Here is a 24867-nt window from a genome sequence, read left to right on the forward strand (position 1 = left end):
TTTCCCATGCGCATCGCTGTCGGCGGCATCCATATCGAATGCAGCACCTATAATCCGGTCCTCAACGAGGAGAAGGATTTTCGCATCGTGCGCGGCGAAGAACTGACCGCGGCCCCCTATTTCGCCTTCCTGAAGGATTACGACGCGGAGTTCCTGCCCACGATCCATTGCCGCGCGATTGCCGGCGGCCCGGTCTCCCGCTCCACCTACGAGCGCTTCAAGGCGGAATTCCTCGATCGTCTGAAGCCGCTACTGCCGCTCGATGGTCTCTATCTCGCGATGCACGGCGCCATGTATGTGCAGGGCATGGAGGACGCCGAGGGCGACTGGATCACCGCCGCCCGCGATCTGGTCGGCCCGGACTGCACGGTCTCCGCCAGCTACGACCTGCACGGCAATGTCAGCCAGCGGATCATCGACGCGCTCGACATGTATTCCACCTATCGCACCGCGCCGCATATCGACGTCGAGGAGACGATGCGCCGCTCGGTCAAAATGCTGGTTGAAAGCTTGAAGACGGGCGTCAAGCCGGTGCTGCTCTGGGCGCCGATACCGGTCGTTCTGCCGGGCGAACGCACCTCGACGGTCGATGAGCCGGCCAAGAGCCTCTACGAGATGATGCCGGAAATCGACGCGATCGACGGCGTCTGGGATGCCTCGCTGATGGTCGGTTACGTCTGGGCCGACGAACCGCGCGCCACCGCCGCCGCGATCATGACCGGCACCGACCGCGCCGTGCTCGAACGGGAAGCCAAGCGCGTCGCCAGGGCCTATTGGGATGCGCGCGAAAAATTCGTGTTCGGCTGCGAGACCGGCTCGATCCAGGAATGCGTCGACAAGGCGATCGCCTCGAAAACCGCCCCTGTCGTGCTCGCCGAATCCGGCGACAACCCGACCGGCGGCGGCGTCGGCGACCGCGCCGACGTGCTGGACGACCTGATCGCCAAGAAGGCCACTGGCGTCGTCTTCGCCGGCATCGCCGACAAGGCCGCAACCGAGGCCTGTTATGCCGCCGGCGTCGGCGCCGAACTCGACCTCAAGATCGGCGCCTCCCTCGACACGATCGGCAGCAAGCCGGTCAAGGCCAAAGTGAAGGTGCAGTTCCTGCACGAAACATCCGACCTTGCTGACCGCCAGGCGGTCGTGGCGATCGGCGGCATCGAACTGGTCCTCTCCGCCAAGCGCCGCCCCTACCACTACATCGCCGACTTCACCCGCCTCGGCCTCGACCCGAACGGCGCAAAAATCATCGTCGTGAAGTCCGGTTACCTTTCCCCGGAACTGGCGCCGATCGCCAACCCCAACCTGATGGCGCTGTCGCCGGGCGTGGTCGATCAGTTCGTGGAGCGCCTGGAGCGCCACCGTAAGCTGAAGCCGACCTACCCGTTCGACAAGGATTTTACCTACGAGCCGCAGGTATTCGTTTCGGCGCGTTCAACGGGATGATGCTCCTTGACACGTTGAGGCTAGTTTAATGACGAAATATAGTCGCAAGCAAAGGAAGACCTGCCGGTTACCGGTACGATCGTCGATCTCATACCCTTGAATATTGCCAATGCAGTTTGAGCCATTGCCACAGTTTTCATCTCAGGTTTGGTCAATTGAAGTTCAACCAAGCTTGCAAGCGTGTTACCACACTCCCAAGAGCCCATCTTGAGTTCTGTGAGCGATGTGTCAATCATAACGGACAGAGGTGCCATGGCATAGTCTGCCCGCCCCGTTTGCTGACGCTTGAAGGCCGCCTTAAGAGCCAACTTGTAGCTTTCTCTGGCTTTCTGAATGGAACCTGCCCCATCTCGGCCGGTTGTGGCATTGGCGATACCGGTATACGCTTCAAGAGGCTCTATCTTCTCGCGGCTGGCCGCAACAATTGCTGCTTTGTTATATCGCAGCGCGTCATCATACCTCTGAACCTGAAAAGCCAAGCCGGCAAGTGCCAGGTTCTCGAAGTAACTTGATTGATCAAAAATCTGATCGGGATATTTGCTGATTTTATCCAGTTGGTGACCGATTTGCACAATAGCAACTGAATTCAACATAAAGCGGGCTTGGTCATTCAGGTTAGTCGCCTGAGACAAGGCATACTCTTTATAAACAGATGCCATTTGCACTATGGCTTCATTGACATCCTCCTCCATTTTTACCTGGCTACTAAAGTAAGCTTCCCAAATCTCACTTGGAAATGTCCAAGTTACACCTATAACAAGACCAAGCACACCACATACATTGGCTGTGCTATTCCAAAGTGAACCCAGCGTGACCTTCTTTGTTGTCGCCGTATTTTCTGGATCCGAATTGTTATCGACACTACTCATTTCTTACCCCACCGCACGTCTGCCCAATGGTAGATTAGTCTTACTTTTCCAGGTTGTAAGTCAAGATCATTCACAACCCTTTATGGAGATATGATCTGCAGCGGTTCAAAGAGTCTTCAGGGGCTGCCTCTAAGCAGAATCGGTTCCGACGAACCTTTGGAAGGCCGCCTATTCCCCGGCCGTCGCGAACACCGCGCTCGCGTCGCTGACGATCGCCACATGCGAATAGGCCGCCTGCCCAGCCGCTACCGCATCGGCGCGGATGATCGCGGTGACGATCTGGTCGTGTTCCTCGTAGGATTTCGCAAGACGCCCCGGCAGGCGGAATTGCGCCCGGCGGAAGGGTGCAAGCCGCGCCCGCGTCTGGGTCACCATCTCGAACACATGGTCGTTATGGGCACCGCGATAAAGCCGGGTGTGGAATTCGGTATTATGCGCCGCATACTCTTCTTCGGCGCCGGCATGCACCAGCCGCATCGAGCCGCGATGTTCGAGCTCCAGCGCCCGCCTCTCGTCCACCGTCATCCGCTCCGCCGACAGCCGCGCGCAGATGCCCTCGAGCTCGGCCATCGCCTCGAACATCGAATGCAGATAGGTCCCGCTGACATTGGTGACGACGGCGCTGCGGTTCGGCTCGCGACCGACGAGGCCCATGGCCCCGAGCTCGCGCAGAGCCTCGCGCACCGGGGTGCGGGACACCTCGAAACGTGAGGCGAGCGAGATCTCGTCGAGCTTCTCTCCCGGCAGGATGGCGCCGGTGACGATCATGTCGGCAATCGCCCGCACCATCTGTTCGACGGTGGTTCCGGTACGGATGACTTCTCTGCGCCTGACCTGCTTCACGGGACGATTCTTAACTCTCACAACTTGCATACAGATGCCGCTCCGGACTCCATAAGTCAAATGACCGCTGCAAGATATTGGTAATTTTAGGTTTTCGAAGTTTGAAAACCGGCACCGGCAATTGCCGTATTGCCCCGCCCTCCGGATTGCTGAACAAATAATGCCTATTGATTATTTCTTAAGCGGAATCGCGATGAATCTGTATGCACTTTTCGTCGCGCAGTTTTCCGTGTGTAAAATTACACTTCAATAACAATGCGTTAGTTTCTGGCACACGCATTGCATGCACTTTACCGTACCCGTTCGAAACCGGCCAAGCGCCGCAAGGAGCATTCCGATGACCAAACTCCTTTCTATGAACCGCCGCAATTTTCTCCAGGCTTCCGCTGCCGGCGTCGCTGCCGGCCTGATCGGCTCGCCGGCCGCAGCCCAGACCGCCCTCACCGTCGGCTTCATCTATGTCGGCCCCAAGGACGACTATGGTTATAACCAGGCCCATGCCGAGGGTGCGGCCGTCATCAAGAAGATGCCGGGCATCACGCTGGTCGAAGAGGAAAACGTTCCGGAAACAGTCGATGTCCAGAAGACCATGGAATCGATGATCAACCTCGACGGCGCGACGCTGCTGTTCCCCACCTCGTTCGGTTACTTCGACCCCCATATGCTGGCGATGGCCGCGAAATACCCAAAGATCCAGTTCCGTCATTGCGGCGGCCTCTGGCAGGAAAGCAAGAACCCGATGAATACCGGCTCCTATTTCGGCTATATCGGCCAGGGCCAGTATCTGAACGGCATCGCAGCGGCTTATGCAACGAAGAGCAAGAAGATCGGCTTCGTCGCTGCCAAGCCTATCCCGCAGGTGGTCCAGAACATCAACTCCTTCCTGCTCGGCGCCCGTTCGGTCGATCCGACCATCACCTGCCAGGTGATCTTCACCGGCGAATGGTCGCTCGCCGTCAAGGAAGCCGAAGCCACCAACGCGCTGGTCGACCAGGGCGCCGACGTCATCACCTGCCATGTGGACAGCCCGAAAGTGGTCGTCGAGACGGCCGCCGGCCGCGGCGCCTTCGTCTGCGGTTACCACGCCAACCAGAGCGCGCTCGCCAAGGACAAATACCTGACCGGCGCCGAATGGGCCTGGGGCAATGTCTATACCAACTTCATCAAGGCGGCCCAGAGCGGCGGCAAGCTCGGCAATTTCGTCCGCGGCGGCCTCAAGGACGGCTTCGTCAAGATGAGCCCGCTCGGACCGGCCGTTTCCGCCGAAGGCCGCAAGAAGTTCGAGGCGACGCTTGCCGAGATCATGTCAGGCAAGTTCTCGGTCTTCAAGGGGCCGATCAAGGACAACAAGGGCAATGTCGTCGTCACCGCCGGCACCGCCTTTGCCGAGGATGCGATCGAGCTCGAAAGCATGGGTTATCTGGTCGAAGGCGTGGTCGGCTCGACCTCTTAAGCCCAACGTTCCCAAACCCTACCTCAAGGGAGAAGCGCCATGACGGTCGAAGCGAACGATCCGGGACTATCGATAGCATCGGGGAGCGGCGCGTCGCTCCGCCCCATCCTCGAATGGCTGGCGCGACGGGCCGAGCCCGTGGCGATCGGGCTCGTGGCGATCCTGATCGGCCTGGCGCTTTTCTCCCTCTTCATCCTGGCGGTCGGCAAGTCGCCGGTCACCCTCTTCCAGCTCATGTACACGGGGGGCTTCGGAAGCTGGTTCTCGATCCAGAACAGCCTTTCCCGCGCCGCCCCACTGTTGCTGACGGCGCTCTGCGTGGCGCTGCCGGCACGGCTGGGTCTCGTCATCATCGGGGCTGAGGGTGCCGTGGTGCTCGGCGGCGTTTCGGCGGCGGCAAGCGCCATGCCCTTCGTCGGCATCGTGCCGCCGATCGTGCTTTTCGTCTTCATGGGTTTCGCCGCCATGGTCGTCGGCGGCATCTGGATCGGCTTTGCCGGTTTCCTGCGCCACTATCGCGGCGTCAACGAGACGATCTCCTCGCTGCTGCTCGCCTATATCGCCATCGCCCTGATGAACCAGTTCGTCGAGGGGCTGCTGCGCGATCCGGCCAGCCTCAACAAGCCGTCCACCAAGCCCCTGCCGAAGGAGTATATGCTCGGCCACATCCCCGGCATGGACGTGCATTGGGGCCTCGTCATCGGCGTCGTCGCCTGCATCCTCTCCTGGGTGCTGATCGAGATCACCAGCTTCGGTTTTGCCGCCCGCATCGCCGGCGGCAATGTTCGCGCGGCACAAATCCAGGGCCTGCCGGTCGGCAAGCTGATCGTTGGCTTTACCGCGATTGCCGGCGGTTTTGCGGGTCTGGCGGGCATGATCGAGGTCGCGGCGGTGCAGGGCAGCGCCAATGCCTCGCTCGCCGCCGGCTACGGTTACACCGGCATCCTCGTCGCTTTCCTGGCGCGGCACAATCCGCTGGCGATCATCCCGGTCGCCATCCTGCTCGGCGGCATCGCTGCATCGGGGGGCCTGATCCAGCGGCGCATGGGCCTGCCGGATGCCACCGTCCTCGTGCTGCAGGGCACGCTCTTCATCGTCATCCTCTTCTGCGAGACCTTTTACGGCCGCTTCAAGATCTTCAATCCCGACCTCTGGAAAAGGAGCCTCTGATGGAAGAGACAGGTATCGGCCTCTGGGGCGTGCCGCTGGCGATCTTCGCAGGCGCCATCCGCGTCTCGACGCCCTTCATCTTCGTCTCGCTCGGCGAGACGATCACCGAGCGTTCCGGCCGCATCAATCTCGGGCTCGAAGGCACGCTCGTCTTCGGCGCCATGACGGCTTACGCGGTCGCGGTGATGACCGGTTCACCGACGCTTGGCATGCTGGCCGCGATGGCGACGGGCGCGATGTTCGGCACGATCCACGGCTGGATCTGCAAATGGCCCAAGGTCAACGACATCGCCATCGGCATCGCCATGATGCAGTTCGGCCTAGGGCTCGCCTTTTTCCTCGGCAAGTCCTTCATCCAGCCGGTGGCGCCGAAACTGCCCTCCATCCCGCTCGGTGGCTGGTCAGCCACGCCGCAGGTCCAGGCGGCGCTCAACATCAACGTCCTGTTCTTCATCGGCGCCGCACTCGCCCTCTTTCTCTGGTGGGCGTTTAAAAACACCCGCGTCGGCCTAACCTTACGCGTCGTCGGCGACAGCACCGATGCCGCCCGCGCCATGGGCATCAGCCCGGACCGCGTCCGCCTTCTTGCGACCGCCGTCGGCGGCTCGCTTGCCGCAATCGGCGGCGCCTATCTGTCGCTCTATTATCCCGGCTCCTGGAACGAAGGCATTTCGTCCGGCCAAGGCCTGATGGCCGTGGCACTCGTCATCTTCGCCCGCTGGAACCCGATCGGCTGCTTCCTCGCGGCCCTGCTGTTCGGCGGCGCCGGCGCGCTCGGCCCTGCCCTGCAATCGGTCGGCGTCACGCAGGGCTATTACCTGTTCTACGCGGCACCTTACGTGCTCACCCTCATCATCCTGATCGCGACCTCGTCGCCCACCCGCTCGCTTGCCGGTGCGCCAGGCGCGCTGTCGCTGACCAAATAAGGGAGATCGGTCATGAACGGATTGGGCGGCCTCAACAAATCGGAGCACGGCGTCGGTATCGGCCTCGTCCAGCTCCAGCTTCCGGTGACGGTCACCAGGGCGGATCTTGCAAAGCAGACACAGGTGATCGTCGATATGGTCGCCAAGGCGCGTCGCAACCAGCCGGGCATGGATCTCGTGGTCTTCCCCGAATATGCGCTGCACGGACTGTCGATGGACATCAATCCGGAGATCATGTGCTCGCGCGACGGCCCGGAAGTCGCGGCCTTCCGTAAGGCCTGCAGGGACAATGGGATCTGGGGCTGCTTCTCGATCATGGAGCTGAACCCCGGCGGCATGCCCTACAATTCCGGCATCGTCATCGACGATAACGGCGACCTGAAGCTCTATTACCGCAAGATGCACCCCTGGGTGCCCGTGGAACCCTGGGAGCCGGGCGATTTCGGCATTCCGGTAATCGACGGACCGAAGGGCGCAAAACTCGCCCTGATCATCTGCCATGACGGCATGTTCCCGGAAATGGCCCGCGAATGCGCCTACAAGGGCGCCGAGATCATGATCCGCACGGCAGGCTACACCGCGCCGATCCGCGACGCGTGGCGCTTCACCAACCAGTCGAACGCCTTCTGCAACCTGATGGTGACGGCGAGTGTGTGCATGTGCGGCTCGGACGGCACGTTCGATTCCATGGGCGAAGGCATGGTCTGCAATTTCGACGGCACGATCATCGCCCATGGCACGTCTGGCCGGGTCAACGAGATCATTACCGCGGAAGTGCGGCCCGACCTGGTGCGCGAGGCCCGGCTCGGCTGGGGCGTCGAGAACAACATCTACCAGTTCGGCCATCGGGGTTACGTCGCGGTCGCGGGCGGCGCAGGCGATGCGCCCTACACCTACATGCACGATCTGATCGCCGGAAAATACAGGCTGCCCTGGGAGGACGCGGTGAAGGTCACCGACGGCACCTCCTGCGGCTTCGACAAACCCGTGCGATCTTATGGCGAGACATTCAAGCTGGCTGGCGAATAGGAGAGACAATGATGGACGCGATGGTTGAAACCAAAGGGCATTATATCGACGCCGATCCCTATGCCTGGCCCTATAACGGCGATTTGAGACCGGAAAACACCGCCCTCATCATCATCGACATGCAGACCGATTTCTGCGGCAAGGGCGGTTATGTCGATCACATGGGTTACGACCTGTCGCTGGTGCAGGCGCCGATCGAGCCGATCAAGGCGGTGCTCGCCGCCATGCGCGCCAAGGGCTACCACATCATCCACACCCGCGAAGGCCACCGCCCCGACCTCGCCGACCTGCCCGCCAACAAGCGCTGGCGCTCGCAGCGCATCGGCGCCGGCATCGGCGATCCCGGCCCCTGCGGCCGCATCCTGACGCGCGGCGAGCCCGGCTGGGACATCATACCCGAACTCTACCCGATCGAGGGGGAAGTGATCATCGACAAGCCGGGCAAGGGCTCGTTCTGCGCCACCGATCTGGAACTCATCCTCAACCAGAAGCGCATCGAAAACATCGTGCTGACCGGCATTACCACCGATGTCTGCGTCTCGACGACGATGCGTGAGGCGAACGATCGCGGCTTCGAATGCCTGATGCTCGAAGACTGCTGCGGCGCCACCGACTACGGCAATCATCTGGCCGCCATCAAGATGGTCAAGATGCAGGGCGGCGTCTTCGGCTCCGTCTCCAATTCCGTTACCTTTGTGAGCCAGCTGCCATGAACAACATTGTCCGCGATACGCCCCTACCCCAGGCCGGCAAGGCGGTCGGCATCGAGACGCTCGGCATGACCATGCGCTTCGGGTCCTTCACCGCGCTCGACAACGTCTCGATCAGCGTGCCGGCCGGTTCGTTCCACGCGCTGCTCGGCGAAAACGGCGCCGGCAAGTCGACGCTCGTCAAATGTATCATGGGCTTCTACCACGCGACCTCGGGCTCGCTCTCGGTTGACGGCCGCGAGGTCGCGGTCGCCTCGCCGAAAGATGCGGCAACCTACGGGCTCGGCATGGTCTACCAGCATTTTACGCTGGTTCCCTCGCTGACCGGCGCCGAAAACCTGGTGATCAGCCGCACCTCGGTGCCCTCGGTGATCAACTGGGCGAAGGAACGCAAGGATCTTGCCGCCTTCATGGAACGCATGCCCTTCCAGATCCCGCTCGAACGGCCGGTCAGCGAACTGGCGGCCGGCGAAAAGCAGAAGCTGGAAATCGTCAAGCAGCTTTATCTCGGCCGGTCCTTCCTGGTGCTCGACGAACCAACCTCCGTTCTCACGCCAGCGGAAGCCGACGAAATGCTCGGTATCGTGCGCGGCATGACGGAACGCGGCGAACTGACCGTGCTGATGATCAGCCACAAGTTCCATGAGGTGACGAAGTTTGCCGATGCGGTGTCGATCCTGCGCCGTGGCAAGCTGGTCGGCACCGGCAAGGTCAGCGAACTCTCGACCTCCGACATGGCGGGAATGATGATCGGCGACGTAAAGCTCGCCGAACTCGACAGCCGCCTGCCGGTGCCGGAAGCTGCGAAAGCGGTACTGAAGGTCGAGCAGGTCAAGGCGCCGGACCGGTCCGGCCTGAAGACGATCGAGATCGACAGCCTGACGGTCCGTTCCGGCGAGATCGTCGGCATTGCCGGCATTTCCGGCAACGGCCAGAAGGAGTTGACCGAAATCCTCGCCGGCCAACGCCCCACCGACAGAGGCAGCGTGACCGTCAATGGCGAGACTTATGGCGCGACGAGGCCGGAGACCCGCAGGAACAATGTCCGCTTCATCCCCGAAGAACCGCTGCAGAACGCCTGCGCGCCAAAAATGACGGTCAGCGAAAATCTCGCCTTCCGCACCTTCGACCTGAAGGGCGACGGCAAGGATGCGATCTGGCTGAACAAGGGCGAGATGAAGAAACGCGCCTCCTCGCTGATCTCGGATTTCAAGGTGAAGACCGCTTCGTCCTCCTCGCCCATCGCCGCCCTCTCCGGCGGCAATGTGCAGCGCGCGGTGCTCGCCCGCGAACTGACCGGCAATGTCGATCTGCTGATCGTCTCCAACCCCTGTTTCGGCCTCGATTTTTCCGCTGTGGCAGAAATCCGCGCCCGCATCATGCGGGCCCGCAATTCGGGTACGGCCGTGCTGCTGCTCTCGGAAGACCTCGACGAACTGCTCGAAATGTCCGACCGCATCATGGTGATCTCGGAGGGCAAGTTGGTCTACGAAACCCCGATCCGCGCCGCCGATATCGGTGTGATCGGCGCCCATATGGCGGGGCATCACTGATGGCCGAGGGGATAATCGAGATCAAGGCAGAACCCTTTGCCTTCCCGGCCAAACCAGATGCACTGGCGCTCATCGTCATCGACATGCAGCGCGATTTTGCCGAACCTGGCGGTTTCGGCGCCAGCCTCGGCAACGATGTCGGGCGCATCACGAAAATCGTCCCAGACGTCAAACGCCTCATCCAGGGTTTTCGCGATGCCGGCCTGCCGGTCATCCACACGATGGAGTGTCACAAGCCGGATCTCTCCGACCTGCCGCCCGCCAAGCGCGACCGCGGCAATCCTTCCCTGAGGATCGGCGATGAAGGCCCAATGGGGCGCGTTCTGATATCGGGCGAGCCCGGCACGGCGATCCTGCCCGAACTCGCACCAATCGACGGCGAGGTGGTGATCGAAAAGCCCGGCAAGGGCGCCTTCTATGCCACGGAGCTTGGGGAGGTGCTGAAGGCGAAGGGTATTAGCCAGCTCGTCTTTGCCGGCGTGACGACGGAAGTCTGCGTCCAGACGACGATGCGCGAGGCCAATGACCGCGGTTACGAATGTCTCCTCGCCGAAGAAGCGACGGAGAGCTATTTTCCGGAATTCAAGGCGGCCGCCATCGCCATGATCCGCGCCCAGGGCGCGATCGTCGGCTGGACCGCCCATGTGGACGACATTCTGGAAGGGATCGCGCCAAAGGGGATGACCAATGCCTGAATCAACCCGCGAACTTCTGACGCTAGGCGGTTGGAAAGACTTGGAATTCGAGCCCTTCCGCGACGAGGTCACGATCCACTGGATCCGCCCTTTCGCAGGCGACCAGCCGGGCGTCGCGCTCCTGAAATACGAAGCCGGCGCCGGCGTTCCCCGCCATCGTCATGAGGGCCTCGAAACCATCCTGGTGCTCGACGGCGTGCAATCCGACGAGGCCGGCGACTACGGCCGCGGCAGCTATATCGTCAATGCGCCCGGCACCGAACACTCCGTCTGGAGCGATACCGGCTGCGTCGTGCTGATCCAGTGGGACCGGCCGGTGACAATACTGGAAGAGGAAATGGCATGAGCTTGCCAGAACAGACGCCCGCCTTCGATATCGCCTCGCTTCACGCGTTCTACCAGGATGGCGGCAGTGTCGCGGATATCGTCGAAGCGGTTTTCACGCGCATCGCGGAGGTCGACGATCCCGGCATCTTCATCCACCTGGCCGACAAGCAGGCAGTGCTGGCAGAAGCCGCCAAACTCGGCGCATTCGATCCCGCAAAACCGCTGTTCGGCATTCCCTTCGCCGTCAAGGACAATATCGACGTCGCCGGAATGCCGACAACAGCCGCCTGCCCGGACTATGCCTACATGCCCGCGAAGGACGCGACCGTGGTCGGCCTGCTCAAGGCAGCCGGCGCTCTTGTCATCGGCAAGACCAATCTCGACCAGTTCGCGACGGGCCTCGTCGGCGTGCGCTCGCCCTACCCGATCCCGAGAAACGCCGTCGATCCCAGGCTCGTACCGGGCGGCTCCTCCTCCGGCTCGGCGGTCGCCACCGCGCAAGGCATCGTCAGCTTCGCTTTAGGCACCGATACCGCCGGCTCCGGGCGCATCCCGGCCGGCCTCAACAATATCGTCGGGCTGAAGCCGAGCGTCGGCGCGCTGTCGACCACGGGCGTCATTCCCGCCTGCCGCACGCTCGACTGCGTCTCGATCTTCGCGCTCACCGCCGATGACGCCTGGAAGATCTTCTCCGTCGCTGCGAAATACGACGAGACGGACGCCTATTCGAAGGTTGTCCCGGCGACCGGTTTCGGCACGGCGCCACCGGTGCTGACGATCGGCGTGCCGGCCAAGGCCGACCTGCAATTCTTCGGCGACACGGTGATGCAAGCCGCCTATGGCGATGCCCTGTCGATGCTCGCGAGATTGGGGCATCGGATCGTCGAAGTGCCCTTCGGCGATTTCTACAAGGTTGCCAACCTTCTCTACGAAGGTGCCTGGGTGGCCGAGCGTTATGCGGCGGTGAAGGCGTTTTTCGATGCGAAGGAGGATAGTTTTCACCCGGTGACGCGAAAAATCTATGGCGGCGCCAAGTCGCTCTCCGCGGCCGACGCCTTCAAGGGCCTTTATGCGCTGCAGGCGCTGAAGAAGACGCTGGCGCCGCTGATCGCCTCCGTCGATCTTTTTTGCGTGCCGACCGCTCCGACCCACTACACGGTTGCCGACCTGGAGGCGGAGCCGATCCGCGAGAATTCCCGGCTCGGCACCTATACCAACTTCGTCAACTTGGCTGACATGTGCGGCATTGCCGTGCCGACCGGCGCCCGCGCCGACGGCCTGCCGGCAAGCGTGACGCTGCTCGCGCCCTTCGGCCGTGACGGTCTCACCGCGTCCGTTGCCCGTGATCTTCACCAGGCGAGCGGCCTTTCGCTCGGCGCCACCGGCTGGCCGCTTCCGGTGCCTTCTGAAACGCCCGTTGCCGACGCCGGTGGTAGCCTGATCGACATCGTCGTGGTCGGCGCCCACCTTTCCGGCATGCCGCTTAACCATCAGCTCCTCGAGCTCAACGGCAGCTTTTCCCGTGTCGCCAAGACCTCCGCAGCTTACAAGCTCTATGCTCTCGCCGGCACAGTGCCCCCGAAACCCGGAATGGTCCGCGTCGTCGAAGGCGAAGGCGGCGAGATCGAGGTGGAAGTCTGGAAGCTGACGCCGGCAGCCTTCGGCCTGTTCGTCGCGGCGATCCCGGCGCCGCTCGGCATCGGCACCGTCGCGCTCTCGGACGGCACAATGGCGAAGGGGTTCCTCGCCGAACCGTTTGCGCTTCAGGGCGCGCTCGACATCACCGCCTCTGGCGGCTGGCGGGCCTATCTCAAGGAATTCGCGTCGCTGCCGCGGGTCGGCAAGACCGGCTGACCTGGCATGCGCCGTCAGGCAGCCCGCGAATTCTCGGATGCCCCCGCGGCTGGCCGAGCATGCGCGCGGATATCCGTAAAAGATACGGATGGTGGGAACGCCTTCACGCGACGTCCGTTCGGTTGATGCGCCATGTCTGGCGCTGGAGGAGACGTCATGGGTATCGAACAGGCACCGACCGAAAAGGGCCGGGAATCCGCGCGCGGTTTCAAGCAGAGCACTCGCAAGGAAGAAAAGAAGGTCGAAGCGGAAAAGGGTTCCGATCTCGCCAAGGGCGCCGATCGTTTCGAGGAAAGGTCGAAAAGTTCGGACGGCAAGAGCGCTGGCGCCAAGCAGAGGTAGAGCGTAAATCGCCCCGCCCTGCCCTGCCCCTTACATGGTCCAGGTCTCGCTGATCTGGCGAATGCATCGCAGCAGGTTGACCGTCGGCGGCGTCATCAGGCCCTTCTTGCGGCGGTAAACGCGAAAGGTCCGTTGCCAGTCGAGTTCGGGCACATTTACGCGTGCCATATCGCCCCGTTCCACTTCCTCGCGCACCAAGGGCAGCGGCATCCAGCAGAACAGCGCTTCCGAGAGAACTGCGGCTTTCAAAACCGGCACCGAGCGTGAGATGATCGACGGGGCGTTCGGCTCCAGCGCATTGTCGTGGAACCGCCGCTGCCACTCCCTGACGGTCGGTGTTCCGGGTGGAGGCATGGCCCAGTCGAAGCCCGCCGCTTCGGCAAGCGTTACATGATCTCGCTGGATGATAGGGTGATCGGATCTGGCAAAGACCGACACCATGTCGTGCATGATATCAGGCGTCGCGATGATGATGTCGTCGTCGAGATAGGGTTCGGGAGAGATTGCAATGTCGATCGTGCCGCCCTTCAGCCCTTCCAGCACCCGGTCCTCGAGGTCCTCGATGACTTGGTACTGCACTTCCGGATGCTGTTTGCGCATTTCGCCGATCACGGCGATGATGAAGCCGCCAACGACGCTCGCCACCCCGCCGATCCTGACCACGCCGCGGCTGGCGCCCCGCATTTGCTGGATCACGTCGGTCGCATTGCCGATCTCGGAAACGACCAGCTTGGCATAGGGCAGCAGTGCATCGCCGAACACGGTCGGCACCACGCCACGCGTGGTTCGTTCGAAGAGAGGAACGCCGTAGCTGTCCTCAAGCCGCTTCAGCATGCGGGTGATGGCCGGCTGCGTCATGTTCAAAGCCGTCGCGGCCGCGCCGAGGCTGCCGCGACGCGCGCATTCCAGAACGATTTGAGCCGAGCGCACATCCAAAGTCATGCCTTGGTGTAATGGATTGTTGGAAATTCTTCAATTCCAAGAGGAGGCGCTATCTGCAACACTTCCCGGACAGGTCATGCGCTCGGGGTGGGAGCCCTGAAGGCCGGGAGGAGGCCTCTGACAATGAACAAGATGTCGCTGGATTTCCTGTCCGGCAGCACCAAGCTGCGTGGACAAACCGTAAGCGAAGCGGTTTTCGACTTTCTGAGGCAGAAGGGCATAGACCGCATTTTCGGCAATCCGGGCTCGACCGAGCTGCCGATGTTCGTCAACGTGCCGGAGGATTTCTCCTATGTGCTCGGCCTGCAGGAATCGATCGTCGTCGCGATGGCGGATGCCTATGCGCAGGTGAGCCGCAAGCCGGCCTTCGTCAACCTTCATTCCGCGGCCGGCCTCGGCCATGCGCTCGGCAATATCTACACCGCCTATCGAAACCGCGCGCCGCTGATCATCACCACCGGCCAGCAGAGCCGCGAGCTCTTGCCGCACGATCCGTTCCTGTTTGCCGAAAGCCCGACCGAGTTTCCGAAGCCCTATGTGAAATGGGCCTGCGAACCGGCCCGCGCCGAAGACGTGCCGGCGGCGATCGCCCGCGCCTACCATATGGCAATGCAGGCGCCGCGCGGCCCGGTCATGGTCTCGGTGCCGTTGGGCGACTGGCAGGCACAGGCAGCCCCGATCGCCATCCGCGATGTAGAAACGGTGATCAGCGCGCCGGCCTCGGCACTCGACGATCTCGCCCGCAGGCTGAACGACGCTCGCGAGCCTGTCCTCGTCGTCGGCCCCGGTGTCGATCTCGATAATGCCTGGGATGCCACGGTGCGGCTGGCGGAAATCCTGCAGGCGAAGGTCTGGGTCAGCCCGCTTTCGTCGCGCTGCAGTTTTCCCGAGCGCCATCCGCTGTTTGCCGGCTTCCTGCCGGCCTTCCAGCCGAAGCTTGCCAATTGCCTCGGCAATGCCGACCTCATTCTGGTGCTCGGCGCGCCGGCCTTCACCTATCATTTTGCCGGTTCCGGCCCGGACATCCCTGCAGGTGCCGAACTCTGGCTGATCACCGACGATCCCGCCCAGGCGGCGAGCGCCATCGTCGGCAACGCGATGGTCTCCAACCTGCGCGCCGCAACCGAAAGCCTCGTCTACCGCCTGCGCTGCCGCGCGCCGCGGGCCGGCGGCCCGGCCCGCACCATTCCGCGTATCAAGCAACCGAAGGGCATTACCCAGGAATTTTTCTACCAGACACTGGCCGACGTCCGTTCGCCGGATAGCATCGTCTTCGAGGAAGCGCCCGGCGGCCGTGACGCGCTGCACGATTTCTTCCCGATCGAACGGCCGGTCGGCTTTTTCGCCACCGCTAGCGGCGGCCTCGGTTATGCCCTGCCCGGCTCGGTCGGCGCCGCTCTGACCAGGCCGGAACAGCCGGTCATCGCCGTCATCGGCGATGGGTCGAGCCTCTATTCCATCCAGTCGATCTGGTCCGCCGTCGAATACGATGCCGATCTGATGATCGTCATCCTCAACAACGGCGGCTACAAGGTGCTGAAGGCGATTGCCGAGCGGGCCGGCTCCGGCCGCATCGACGGCGTCGATATCGGCCACATGGATTTCGTCAAGATCGCCAAGGCGCAGGGCTGCAAGGCCGTCCGCTGCGAAAAGGGCGAGGAACTGTCGTCATGCCTGCGGGACCTTCTGAAGATGAAGGGGCCGCGCCTTTTGGAAATCATTCTATCAGAGGAGGAGACTGAAATGAATGTCGCTGTCAGAAACGAACAGGTTCTGAAAACCCCGGAAAAGTTCTTCATCGGCGGCCAGTGGGTCGCCCCGCTCGGCACCAGCAAGCTCGACGTCATCTCACCGGTGACGGAAGAAGTGCTGATGAGTTATCCCGAAGCCAGCAACGCCGATATCGACAAGGCCGTGGCCGCCGCCCGTGACGCCTTCGACAATGGCCCGTGGCCGCGCATGACCTTCAAGGAACGCGCCGGTTACCTGCGCAAGGTCGCCGACCTCCTGACCGCCCGCCTCGACGAGATCGCCAATGCCTGGACCACCCAGGTCGGTGCGCCGATCTTCCTGACCAAGAAGCTCGTCGGCCAGAACCCCGGCCTCTACAACTATTATGCCGGCCTGATCGAGAACGACGAGTTCGTCGATCAGCGCAAGCGCGCCGACGGCGGCGAAGTGCGTGTCGTGCGCGAACCGGTCGGCGTCTGCGCCGCGATCACGCCGTGGAATGCACCGATGGTGCTCTTGAACTACAAGGTCTCGGCAGCGCTTGCCGCCGGCTGCACGATCGTCGCCAAGCCTTCGCCGGAAACCCCGCTGGACGCTTACCTTCTGGCCGAATGCATCGAAAAGGCCGGGCTGCCGAAGGGTGTCTTCAACCTCGTGCCGGCCGGCCGCGAAGGCGGCGATTATCTCGTCCGCCACAAGGGCATCGACAAGGTCTCCTTCACCGGCTCGACCATTGCCGGCAAGGCGATCGCCGCCGCCTGCGCCGACCGCCTCGCCCGCGTCAGCCTCGAACTCGGCGGCAAGTCCGCAGCCGTGCTTCTCGATGACGCCGACTTCACCAAGGCCCTGCCGGCGCTGATGGTCTATTCCATGCCGATCACCGGCCAGGTCTGCTTCTCGCTGACCCGCATCCTGGTGCCGGAATCCCGCGCCAAGGAATTCACCGATCTCTATGTCGGCGCGGTGAAGAACATCAAGGTCGGCGATCCGGCTGACCCGACCACCCAGATGGGACCGCTCACCATGGCCCGCCAGCTTGCCCGCGTCGAAGGGTATATTGCCGCCGGCCGCGAAGGCGGTGCGACGGTTGCTTGCGGCGGCGGCCGACCGGCCGGTCTCGACAAGGGATACTTCATCGAGCCGACCGTCTTCACCGGCGTGACGATGGACATGAAGATCGCCCAGGAGGAAATTTTCGGACCGGTCGTGTCGATCATCACCTACAAGGATGAGAACGAGGCTGCGAAGATCGCCAACGACACGATGTACGGCCTGTCCGGCGCGGTCTTCACGTCTCAGCCGGAACGTGGTTACGCCTTTGCCCGACGCATGCGCACCGGCAGCGTCACGGTCAACGGCATGATCGTCGATATCCACCATCCGTTCGGCGGCTTCAAGCAGTCCGGCATCGGCCGCGAAGGTGGTCCGGAAGGTCTCGAAAACTATTTTGAGGTCAAGACGATCCATATGGCCTGAGGCCAGCTGGTTTCATAATGAACAAAAAGGCCGCCGGGTTCATGATCCGGCGGCCTTTCAATTTGTGGTCAGGACGGGCTCCCCACTCGTCGTCATCCTCGGGCTTGACCCGAGGACCCACGCCCCTGGCATTGCGGATGCTGGATCCTCGGGTCAAGCCCGAGGATGACGACGAGGTGGCCTACCTTCTGAACTCTCAGGAGGTCCGGAGCCGACTTAGCCTTCGTTCAGAGCACTTCGAAAACGCTGATGCGCACGGCACTTGCCAGACGCTCGCCGGTGCCGATGAATATCGTATGGTTCAGCCAGGCATAGCGCGGATCGCCGGTCTGCAGACGCGGCGTGGTGCGCATGTAGTAGAGCGCCGGATCGACCGCCTCGCCGGCCGCCAACCTCGCCAGCACGTCCGGCGGTCCATGCCGGAAACCGAAATTGCGGATGTCGATCATCGCCCCGTCATGGGTCTCGATCACGTAGCGCGTATCGAGCTCCGCATAACCGGCGTCATAGACGCTCTGCCAGTCCGCGCCGAGATTGAGGACGCGCCCGGACAGGCGCTCCCCTTCCACCACGCCGCCGATGATCGGGATGATCCGCCAGCGGCCGCCCGGGCCGCCTCCCTTCTCGATCGGCGCGCCGAGTTCCGCGCGGATTTCGCAAAGCGGCCTGAGGCTCGGTGCAATCATGTGCGTCACCTCATCGTTTGCGGCAGCCAGAGCGAGATCACCGGGAACGCCACCAGCAGGAAAAGCCGGATGATATCGTTGAGAATGAAAGGCATGACGCCGCCGTAGATCGTGGTGATCTTCACGTCCTTCGCGATCGAATTGATGACGAAGACATTGATGCCGACGGGCGGCATGATCATGCCGAGCTGGCAGGCGACGACGATGATGATGCCGAACCAGACGGGGTCGAAGCCAAGATGGCTGATGACCGGGAACACGATCGGTACGAGCAGGATGATCATCGCCATCTCGTCCATCAAAGCCCCCGCGATCAGGAAAATGACCAGGATCAGCGTGAGCGTCCCGTATGGCCCGAGATCCATTCCGACCAGCAGCGCCGTCAGCTTCTGCGGCGACTGGGTGATCGCCAGGAAATAGCCGAACAGGATCGCGCCGATCAGCACGCTGAACAGCGAAACCGACGTCCGGAGCGACTCCACGAGGCTCGCCATAATGGAGCGATAGTTCAGCCGGCCGCGCAGCACACCGATGACCATGGTCATCAAGGCGCCGACCGCCGCCGCTTCCGTTGCGGTTGCGATACCGAGATAGATGACCCCGATGACGGAAATGAAAAGAAGCATGACGGCCCAGACATCGCGAAGCGATGCGAGAGCTTCCCTGAGCTCGAACGGCTTTCCGGGCGGCAGGCGCTTGCCATGCGCGATCAACACGGTCGCCATGTACATCAAGGTCGCCATGATGCCGGGGATGATGCCGGCCATCAGCAGCTGCGCGACATCCGTCTCCGTCAGGAAGGCGTAGACGACCATGATCACCGAAGGCGGGATCAGGATGCCGAGCGTGCCGCCTGCGGCGATCACGCCGGTCGAGGTGGCATCGGCGTATTTCGCCTTGCGCATTTCGGGCAGCGCGATGCGGGTCATGGTCGCGGCGGTCGCAATCGAACTGCCGCAGATCGCCGCGAACCCGGCACAGGCGCCGATCGTGGAGAGGGCGAGCCCTCCCCGGAATTGTCCGAGCCAGGCATTGCCGGTCCTGAACAATTCCCGCGACATGCCGGAATTGGTGGCAAAGGCCCCCATCAGGATGAAGAACGGTACGAGCGTCAGGTTGAAGTCGGTAATGACCCGGATCGGCGATGTCGTCAGCAGGTTGAGCGCCGGCGACATGCCGCGCATGGCGGCAAAACCGAATATGCCGACCAGCCCCATCGAAACGCCGAGCGGAACGCGCAGGCCCATGAGCACGAACATGGCGACAAAGCCGCCGATAGCGACAAGATCAGCGGTATTCATACGCCATGGCCCTCAAGCGGATCGATGTCTTCAGGTTCGCGCCGAACGAAAGGCGAGATCGCGGTGGTGACGACGGCCGATGCGCAGCCGAGCCAGATCAGTCCGATCAATGGCCAGACGGGGATGCGCAGATCGAACGTCGCTTCATTGCTCCGATAGGCGCTGGCGAGGCGGAAGAACATCATGTAGGCGAGCATGGCCGTGAAGACGAGGAGCAGCGCCCAGGCGATGAAATTGAGGATCCGGCGCCCCCGCGGCCCCATCGGCTCGTAGAGCAGGTCGACCGCAATGTGCCCGCCGCGATAACCGAGCGACGCCAGGCCCCACATGATACAGGCGCCGATCAGATAGCGCGACACATCGAAGGAGTCGGGTATCGGCCACGCGAAGACATAGCGGCCAACGGTGGAAGCGACGATCAGGATGGTACATAGCCCCAGCAGGATGCCTGCCACAAGATCGACCAGGTCGCTGAAGCGTTCCAGATAGCGGTTCATGGACAGCACTCGATGGACGGATGGAAAAGGGCGGGCGCCGCGACAGCACCCGCCTGCGAATGGTCCCGCACGCGCTATTTCACGTCGGCGCCATATTTCTTGAGTGTCTCCTGCAGGCTCGCCCAGGCCGCCTTCGCGTCAATGCCGGCCTTGGTGGCTGCGGCTTCCCACTCGCCCTGCAGCGAACCCGTCGCCTTTTTCCAGAGGCCGACCTCATCCGGGGTCGGCTTGTAGAGGGTGTGGCCGCCCGCATCGATCATCTTCTGGCGCCCGGCCGCTTCCGCATCGGCCCATTTGCTGGCCATCTTCTCGGCCCATTCGGGCGTGCAGTGGTCGTCGATCACCTTGCGATCGGCGGCGGAAAGCCCGTCGATCTTGGCCTTGTTCATCACGAAGGCGAAGGTCGTGGCGTAGAACGGCAGGTCGAGATGATGCTTGGTCACGTCCTGCAGACCGAACGTATAGATCGAGTTCCAGGGCGAGGCGGTCATGTCGGCACCTCCCTTGGAGATCAGCTCGCGCATTTCGCCCGCCGGCACCTGCACCGATGCGGCCCCAAGCGAGCTCACCATGCGGGCCATGGTCGCGTGCGCCGGGCGGATGTTCTTGCCCTTCAGGTCGGCAGGAACCTGGATCGGCCCTTTGACGCCGTGCAGCGTTCCCGGGTCATGCAGATGTACCATGCAGACGTAGACGTCCTTCATTTCCTTCTGGGCGTACTGTCCATACCATTCGTCGAGCGCCCGCGACCCGCCCTTGGCATTGGCGATCAGGAACGGGATTTCGCCCGCCGCGATGATCGGGAAACGGCCCGGCTGATAACCCGGATTGATGAAGCCGATATCGACGATGCCATCGCGCGCCATGTCGTAATGGTCGGGTGCGGCGCCGAGCTGGGAGGCGGGGTATATGGTGATGTTGATGCGCCCGCCGGACGCTTCCTTGATCGATTTCGCCCAGGGCTCCATGCCGCCCGGCTGCAGCGCATGGGTGGCCGGCACCCAGTGCGACAATGTCAGTTCCACATCGGCGGCCCGTGCAGTTGTGCTGAGCGCGGACGCAGTCAGCGCCGCGAGGCAGGCCGACGCAAGCAATGCCTTCAGTGTCATGTGTTTCTCCTCCCGTTGAAATCATAGGCCAGCGGGCTCCCTCCCGTTCCGGCCGGTGAATATCCTTCTCAATCCGGACCGCGGACCGAAGTCCCCGGCGGATCGGCAAGGCCGTTGGAAATTCCGTGAACGGACGCAATTGCCGGCTGCGGGAAAACGGCCGGCGAGCGATGCGTCAAAGGGTCTGCGGAGACGAGGCTGCGCCCCATTTCCGCAGCCGAAACCGAACCTGCCATGTTCATGGCAGCCGCAACTGCTGCGCACAGTCGTGTATACATCGATTTCCTCCCATGCCCGGTCTCCCAAGGTGACGCCATCCTCCTGACATCGCCTACCCGAACAGATGAATTTCAACACATTCGGCCTGAAACGACAAGTTGCCATTTCGTTTTGGGATACAAAAAATCAGGGTGCCTGAGATTTTTCCGATAGGCTCTTCACCCGGAGTTCAAACTGTCTAGAATGCCACGGCATACATCCTCATGCATACACGGAGGATGGAATGCAGCAATCGAACGGGGCTGGGAGGCCTCACCTGCAGGACATTATGGTCGGTCGCGAGGAGCTGCGGGCCGATCGGTTGGGATACAGTATCGGCGCTCGAAACCGTTCCGCGGAAACGCCGGGACGCGCGGAAACTTCCGCCCCTGGTTGCCTTCGATCGGCATGCCGGGATCGAGCCTCGGGCACGGCCATTCAATGCATCATCGCGGCATCAGGGAGGAAAACACATGGATGATCTCGGCACGCCAGTCGGCAAGGCGATTGGAGAACTCAAGGGCCTGCTCGGCGACAGGCTGGTAACGTCGGTCTCCGTCCGCGAACACCACAGCCACGACACCTCGCGGCTCGCCCCTCACCTGCCTGACGCCGTCGTTTTTCCGCGTGACGAGGCAGAGGTCCAGGCGATCGTCTCGGCCTGTGCTGCGCATGGGGTGCCGGTCGTGCCCTTCGGCGCGGGGTCCTCGATGGAAGGTCATACGATCCCGATCCGCGGCGGCATTTCGCTCGATACGCGCGAGATGAACAGGATCGTCGAGATCCGGCCGGAGGATCTGCTCGCCGTCGTGCAGCCCGGCGTCACCCGCAAGCAGCTGAATGTGGCCTTACGCGAAACCGGCCTGATGTTCTCGGTCGATCCCGGCGCCGATGCCTCGATCGGCGGCATGGCCTCGACCCGCGGCAGCGGCACCACTTCGGTGCGTTATGGCACGATGCGCGAAAACGTGCTGGCTCTCCGGGTGGTGACACCCGATGGCGAAGCAATCCAGACCGGCTCGCGGGCCAGAAAATCCTCCTCCGGCTACGACCTGACGCATCTCTTCGTCGGCTCCGAGGGCACGCTCGGCGTCATCACCGAACTGACCGTCCGCCTGCATCCGATCCCGGAGGCGGTCTCATCCGCCATCTGTTCCTTCCCGACGGTCGCCAATGCCGTCGAAGCGGTGATCGAGGCGGTGCAATACGGCATCCCGGTCGCCCGCGTCGAATTCCTGGACGAGGTGGCGATCGCCTCGACCAACAACTATTCGAAGCTCGGCCTGCCGGTCGCCCCCACCCTGTTCTTCGAGTTCCACGGCACCGAGGCCTGGGTGAAGGAACAGGCACAGCTCGTCGAGGAGATCACCAAGGGCCATGACGCGATCTCCTTCCGCTGGACCGCGGATGCCGACGAACGCGCCAAGATCTGGCAGGCCCGCCACGATCTCTACTGGGCGACCAAGGCGATCATTCCGGGCTTTGAGCTCTATACCGGCGACATCTGCGTGCCGATCTCGCGGCTTGCCGAAAGCATCGTCGCGGCGCGCGCCGATATCGACGCCTCGTCGCTGAAAGGCCAGATCATCGGCCATGTCGGCGACGGCAATTTCCACACCGCCTACCTGATCGACCCGAACAATCCCGATCACCTGAAAGAAGCCGACGAGATGGCCGACCGTGTCGTCGAGCGCGCGCTGGCCGTCGGCGGCACCGCGAGCGGCGAACACGGCATCGGCATCGCCAAGCTCAAATTCATGCGCAAGGAACACGGCAAGGCGGTGGACGTGATGAAGAAGATCAAGGCGGCGCTGGATCCGCTGGGGATCATGAACCCGGGCAAGATGGGGGATGCGGGGTGAGAGACGATGTCATTGCTCTCCCTCATCCCTGTGCTTGTCACAGGGATCCAGCGCGCTCAAGTCTTTGAGCGCAAAGGACTCTCTTCACCGCGCAGACGCGCGGTGGCTGGATTCCTGTGACAAGCACAGGAATGAGGGACTTCTGAGTTCTCGCCGTCAGCATCACAGCGGCGGCGCATCCTAAGCGCCTCCACCAACGAAAACGGCGCCCGGAGGCGCCGTTCTCATGTCATATCCTGGGAGGATATCAGACCTTCTTGGTGCGCCAGCTTTCGGCATAGTTTTCGCGGGCTTCGGCCGCGTAGGGGGTGGGCGAGACGCGGACGCGGATTTCGGCCTGCTTGTGGCCTTTTTCGATCGACGTCTTGTCGGTGCCGCCGTTCGGTTCGCCCCAGATCAGCGTCAGAACGTCGCCTTCCTGGACGTCGGCATCGACGATGCCGAGCGACAGCATGCAGCGTTCGTTATAGCTGTAGCCGTTGAACATCGACATGCCGACGACCTTGTCGCCATGCATGATCTTGTCGGCACTGGACGATGCATAGTTCGGCTGCGGCAGGTCGATCCACTTGTAGGCTTCACCGCCCGGCACGAAGTTCGAGGCGATGACCTTCATCACGTCTTCCGCGTTCCACTCGAAGGTGACCTTCTTGCGCTGCGGCTGAGACTTCATCTTCTCAAGCGCCTCGCGGCCGACGAAGTCGTGGTCGAACTTGATGTAGATGCCGTAACCGAGCTCGTACGGATTGACGTAATAGTCCTCGATATTGTCGGAGACGAGGCTGCCACCGATCGAGCCGGTTGCCTCATAGCTGTCTTCCGTCAGCCAGTCGCGATAACCCTGCAGTTCCGCGCCGGTGTAGATGCCCGGCAGCGGCGACGGAATCCAGCCGGATTCCAGCGTGTTGGTCGAATAGGCGCGCGCACCGACGAGGTAGAGGTCGACGCCGGCATCCTTGGCGGCCTTGACGATGATCTCGCGGACTTCGTCCTTCTCGGCATAGGGACCCCAGACTTCGAGGCCGGGTGCACCGGCCATGCCGTGGCGCAGGGCCTGGACCTTCTTGGAGCCGATATTGATCCAGTCGACATGGAAGAACTTGATGTCGGGGATCGGGCCGCCATTCATCTTCTCAAAAATCTTCGGAGCGTCCGGACCCTGGATCTGGAAGCGGTAGTGAACGCGATTGACTTCCTTGCCGTCCGGGCGCGATGGCGAACGCGGATCGTGGGTGAGCTTGACGTCATGCTTGCCGAGCGAAGCGTTGTAACGCAGCCAGTTGGCGGTCGGCGCACGGCCGACGAGCACGAACTTGTCATCACGCTCCCGGAAGATGATCATGTCGCCGATCACATGACCGGCAGGCGTCACCGGCACGTAGTGCTTGGCGCGGTCGACGCCGAAATTGGCAAAGCTGTTGATCGCCAGGCTTTCCAGGAACTTGGAAGCATCCGGGCCTTCGACGATCAGCTCGTCCATGTGGTGGGACTGATCGAACAGGACCGCCGAATGGCGCCAGGCCATCTGCTCGGTGCGCCAGTTCGAGAATTCCGGCGCGACGACTGGATAGATATACATGCCGATGCGCGAATTGCGCAGCATCTCGACAGTATTGCCCTTTTCTTTCAGGATCTGGGTCAGATTCTTAGCCATTTACCTACCTTCCCTCGGTTGCTCTCCTGCATGTCGCGCCCCACGGAAAACCGGTTCGGGATACGGTATGCATCGTCTCAAGATGTCTCATGCAAATGAGGGGCAGCGGTCTCCTCCCGCCATCTCCTCCTAAC

At 62.4% G+C, this 24867-nt stretch carries 22 protein-coding genes; 13 read left to right on the forward strand and 9 right to left on the reverse strand.

What is annotated here, in order from left to right; all coding sequences use genetic code 11:
- Positions 1-6 precede the first annotated feature (6 nt).
- On the forward strand, positions 7-1446 hold the full coding sequence (locus ABCW43_RS19390) for a M81 family metallopeptidase (protein WP_345927403.1): 1440 nt from the start codon (positions 7-9) through the stop codon (positions 1444-1446).
- A 20-nt stretch (positions 1447-1466) separates the two neighbouring features.
- On the opposite strand, the gene ABCW43_RS19395 is transcribed toward ABCW43_RS19390, so the two are convergent.
- Positions 1467-2315: a hypothetical protein gene (locus ABCW43_RS19395; RefSeq protein ID WP_345927405.1), complete on the reverse strand. Its 849-nt coding sequence runs from the start codon at positions 2313-2315 to the stop codon at positions 1467-1469.
- 168 nt (positions 2316-2483) lie between these two features.
- Positions 2484-3158, reverse strand: a complete 675-nt coding sequence (locus ABCW43_RS19400) for a GntR family transcriptional regulator (RefSeq protein WP_345927407.1) — start codon at positions 3156-3158, stop codon at positions 2484-2486.
- Positions 3159-3495: 337 nt separating this feature from the next.
- On the opposite strand from ABCW43_RS19400, the gene ABCW43_RS19405 reads away from it, so the two are divergent.
- From ABCW43_RS19405 to ABCW43_RS19450, 10 genes are all read left to right on the forward strand, one after another.
- Positions 3496-4611: a BMP family ABC transporter substrate-binding protein gene (locus ABCW43_RS19405; RefSeq protein WP_345927409.1), complete on the forward strand. Its 1116-nt coding sequence runs from the start codon at positions 3496-3498 to the stop codon at positions 4609-4611.
- A 39-nt stretch (positions 4612-4650) separates the two neighbouring features.
- Entirely contained in the window at positions 4651-5781 is a 1131-nt protein-coding gene (locus tag ABCW43_RS19410) for an ABC transporter permease (RefSeq protein WP_345927411.1), read from the forward strand.
- Positions 5781-6707, forward strand: a complete 927-nt coding sequence (locus tag ABCW43_RS19415; protein ID WP_345927413.1) for an ABC transporter permease — start codon at positions 5781-5783, stop codon at positions 6705-6707. Before ABCW43_RS19410 ends, ABCW43_RS19415 begins: the two co-directional genes overlap by 1 nt.
- 12 nt (positions 6708-6719) lie before the next feature.
- On the forward strand, positions 6720-7736 hold the full coding sequence (locus ABCW43_RS19420; protein ID WP_345927415.1) for a formamidase: 1017 nt from the start codon (positions 6720-6722) through the stop codon (positions 7734-7736).
- 11 nt (positions 7737-7747) lie between these two features.
- Positions 7748-8449: a biuret amidohydrolase gene (gene biuH, locus ABCW43_RS19425; protein WP_345927482.1), complete on the forward strand. Its 702-nt coding sequence runs from the start codon at positions 7748-7750 to the stop codon at positions 8447-8449.
- The gene (locus tag ABCW43_RS19430) at positions 8446-9999 is read left to right on the forward strand and encodes an ABC transporter ATP-binding protein (RefSeq protein ID WP_345927417.1); all 1554 of its coding nucleotides are present in this window, start codon (positions 8446-8448) and stop codon (positions 9997-9999) included. Before biuH ends, ABCW43_RS19430 begins: the two co-directional genes overlap by 4 nt.
- 11 nt (positions 10000-10010) lie before the next feature.
- A complete protein-coding gene (locus ABCW43_RS19435; RefSeq protein WP_345927484.1) occupies positions 10011-10694 on the forward strand; it encodes a cysteine hydrolase family protein in 684 nt (227 codons plus the stop codon).
- Positions 10687-11040 (forward strand): cupin domain-containing protein, encoded by a 354-nt coding sequence (locus tag ABCW43_RS19440; RefSeq protein ID WP_210009173.1) that lies wholly within the window; start codon positions 10687-10689, stop codon positions 11038-11040. Before ABCW43_RS19435 ends, ABCW43_RS19440 begins: the two co-directional genes overlap by 8 nt.
- The gene (gene atzF / locus ABCW43_RS19445; protein WP_345927421.1) at positions 11037-12875 is read left to right on the forward strand and encodes an allophanate hydrolase; all 1839 of its coding nucleotides are present in this window, start codon (positions 11037-11039) and stop codon (positions 12873-12875) included. The genes ABCW43_RS19440 and atzF overlap by 4 nt, the downstream gene beginning before the upstream one ends.
- A 156-nt stretch (positions 12876-13031) precedes the next feature.
- On the forward strand, positions 13032-13217 hold the full coding sequence (locus ABCW43_RS19450; RefSeq protein ID WP_345927423.1) for a hypothetical protein: 186 nt from the start codon (positions 13032-13034) through the stop codon (positions 13215-13217).
- A 30-nt stretch (positions 13218-13247) separates the two neighbouring features.
- On the opposite strand, the gene ABCW43_RS19455 is transcribed toward ABCW43_RS19450, so the two are convergent.
- Complete coding sequence (locus ABCW43_RS19455; protein WP_345927425.1) at positions 13248-14147, reverse strand: LysR family transcriptional regulator; 900 nt, start codon at positions 14145-14147, stop codon at positions 13248-13250.
- Between the two features lie 135 nt (positions 14148-14282).
- Between ABCW43_RS19455 and mdlC the strand changes: the two genes are divergently transcribed.
- A complete protein-coding gene (gene mdlC / locus ABCW43_RS19460) occupies positions 14283-17366 on the forward strand; it encodes a benzoylformate decarboxylase (RefSeq protein ID WP_345927427.1) in 3084 nt (1027 codons plus the stop codon).
- Between the two features lie 227 nt (positions 17367-17593).
- On the opposite strand, the gene ABCW43_RS19465 is transcribed toward mdlC, so the two are convergent.
- From ABCW43_RS19465 to ABCW43_RS19485, 5 genes are all read right to left on the reverse strand, one after another.
- Positions 17594-18052, reverse strand: a complete 459-nt coding sequence (locus ABCW43_RS19465; RefSeq protein ID WP_345927429.1) for a DUF3237 domain-containing protein — start codon at positions 18050-18052, stop codon at positions 17594-17596.
- Between the two features lie 5 nt (positions 18053-18057).
- Complete coding sequence (locus ABCW43_RS19470; protein ID WP_345927431.1) at positions 18058-19353, reverse strand: TRAP transporter large permease; 1296 nt, start codon at positions 19351-19353, stop codon at positions 18058-18060.
- Entirely contained in the window at positions 19350-19850 is a 501-nt protein-coding gene (locus tag ABCW43_RS19475; RefSeq protein ID WP_345927433.1) for a TRAP transporter small permease, read from the reverse strand. Before ABCW43_RS19475 ends, ABCW43_RS19470 begins: the two co-directional genes overlap by 4 nt.
- Before the next feature lie 74 nt (positions 19851-19924).
- On the reverse strand, positions 19925-20959 hold the full coding sequence (locus ABCW43_RS19480) for a TRAP transporter substrate-binding protein (RefSeq protein WP_345927435.1): 1035 nt from the start codon (positions 20957-20959) through the stop codon (positions 19925-19927).
- Positions 20960-21027: 68 nt separating this feature from the next.
- Positions 21028-21237 (reverse strand): hypothetical protein, encoded by a 210-nt coding sequence (locus tag ABCW43_RS19485; protein WP_345927436.1) that lies wholly within the window; start codon positions 21235-21237, stop codon positions 21028-21030.
- Between the two features lie 453 nt (positions 21238-21690).
- On the opposite strand from ABCW43_RS19485, the gene ABCW43_RS19490 reads away from it, so the two are divergent.
- Positions 21691-23079, forward strand: coding sequence for an FAD-binding oxidoreductase (locus tag ABCW43_RS19490; protein ID WP_345927438.1), 1389 nt, complete (start codon positions 21691-21693; stop codon positions 23077-23079).
- Positions 23080-23326: 247 nt separating this feature from the next.
- Here ABCW43_RS19490 and ligM read toward each other — a convergent pair whose 3' ends face one another.
- Positions 23327-24733, reverse strand: coding sequence for a vanillate/3-O-methylgallate O-demethylase (gene ligM / locus ABCW43_RS19495; RefSeq protein WP_345927440.1), 1407 nt, complete (start codon positions 24731-24733; stop codon positions 23327-23329).
- Positions 24734-24867: the final 134 nt, after the last annotated feature.

Origin of the sequence: Neorhizobium tunisiense (assembly GCF_039631515.1) — a bacterium.
Lineage (GTDB): Bacteria > Pseudomonadota > Alphaproteobacteria > Rhizobiales > Rhizobiaceae > Neorhizobium.

Excerpts from the sequence above, each read along its gene's own strand:
- ABCW43_RS19410 (WP_345927411.1), top strand. The coding sequence starts at position 4,651 with ATGACGGTCGAAGCGAACGATCCGGGACTATCGATAGCATCGGGGAGC.
- biuH (WP_345927482.1), top strand. The coding sequence starts at position 7,748 with ATGGACGCGATGGTTGAAACCAAAGGGCATTATATCGACGCCGATCCC.
- ABCW43_RS19490 (WP_345927438.1), top strand. The coding sequence starts at position 21,691 with ATGGATGATCTCGGCACGCCAGTCGGCAAGGCGATTGGAGAACTCAAG.
- ABCW43_RS19485 (WP_345927436.1), bottom strand. The coding sequence starts at position 21,237 with ATGTATACACGACTGTGCGCAGCAGTTGCGGCTGCCATGAACATGGCA.
- ABCW43_RS19415 (WP_345927413.1), top strand. The coding sequence starts at position 5,781 with ATGGAAGAGACAGGTATCGGCCTCTGGGGCGTGCCGCTGGCGATCTTC.
- atzF (WP_345927421.1), top strand. The coding sequence starts at position 11,037 with ATGAGCTTGCCAGAACAGACGCCCGCCTTCGATATCGCCTCGCTTCAC.
- ABCW43_RS19420 (WP_345927415.1), top strand. The coding sequence starts at position 6,720 with ATGAACGGATTGGGCGGCCTCAACAAATCGGAGCACGGCGTCGGTATC.
- ABCW43_RS19390 (WP_345927403.1), top strand. The coding sequence starts at position 7 with ATGCGCATCGCTGTCGGCGGCATCCATATCGAATGCAGCACCTATAAT.
- ABCW43_RS19450 (WP_345927423.1), top strand. The coding sequence starts at position 13,032 with ATGGGTATCGAACAGGCACCGACCGAAAAGGGCCGGGAATCCGCGCGC.
- ABCW43_RS19475 (WP_345927433.1), bottom strand. The coding sequence starts at position 19,850 with ATGAACCGCTATCTGGAACGCTTCAGCGACCTGGTCGATCTTGTGGCA.
- ABCW43_RS19440 (WP_210009173.1), top strand. The coding sequence starts at position 10,687 with ATGCCTGAATCAACCCGCGAACTTCTGACGCTAGGCGGTTGGAAAGAC.
- ligM (WP_345927440.1), bottom strand. The coding sequence starts at position 24,733 with ATGGCTAAGAATCTGACCCAGATCCTGAAAGAAAAGGGCAATACTGTC.
- ABCW43_RS19470 (WP_345927431.1), bottom strand. The coding sequence starts at position 19,353 with ATGAATACCGCTGATCTTGTCGCTATCGGCGGCTTTGTCGCCATGTTC.
- ABCW43_RS19480 (WP_345927435.1), bottom strand. The coding sequence starts at position 20,959 with ATGACACTGAAGGCATTGCTTGCGTCGGCCTGCCTCGCGGCGCTGACT.
- ABCW43_RS19465 (WP_345927429.1), bottom strand. The coding sequence starts at position 18,052 with ATGATTGCACCGAGCCTCAGGCCGCTTTGCGAAATCCGCGCGGAACTC.
- mdlC (WP_345927427.1), top strand. The coding sequence starts at position 14,283 with ATGAACAAGATGTCGCTGGATTTCCTGTCCGGCAGCACCAAGCTGCGT.
- ABCW43_RS19430 (WP_345927417.1), top strand. The coding sequence starts at position 8,446 with ATGAACAACATTGTCCGCGATACGCCCCTACCCCAGGCCGGCAAGGCG.
- ABCW43_RS19405 (WP_345927409.1), top strand. The coding sequence starts at position 3,496 with ATGACCAAACTCCTTTCTATGAACCGCCGCAATTTTCTCCAGGCTTCC.
- ABCW43_RS19395 (WP_345927405.1), bottom strand. The coding sequence starts at position 2,315 with ATGAGTAGTGTCGATAACAATTCGGATCCAGAAAATACGGCGACAACA.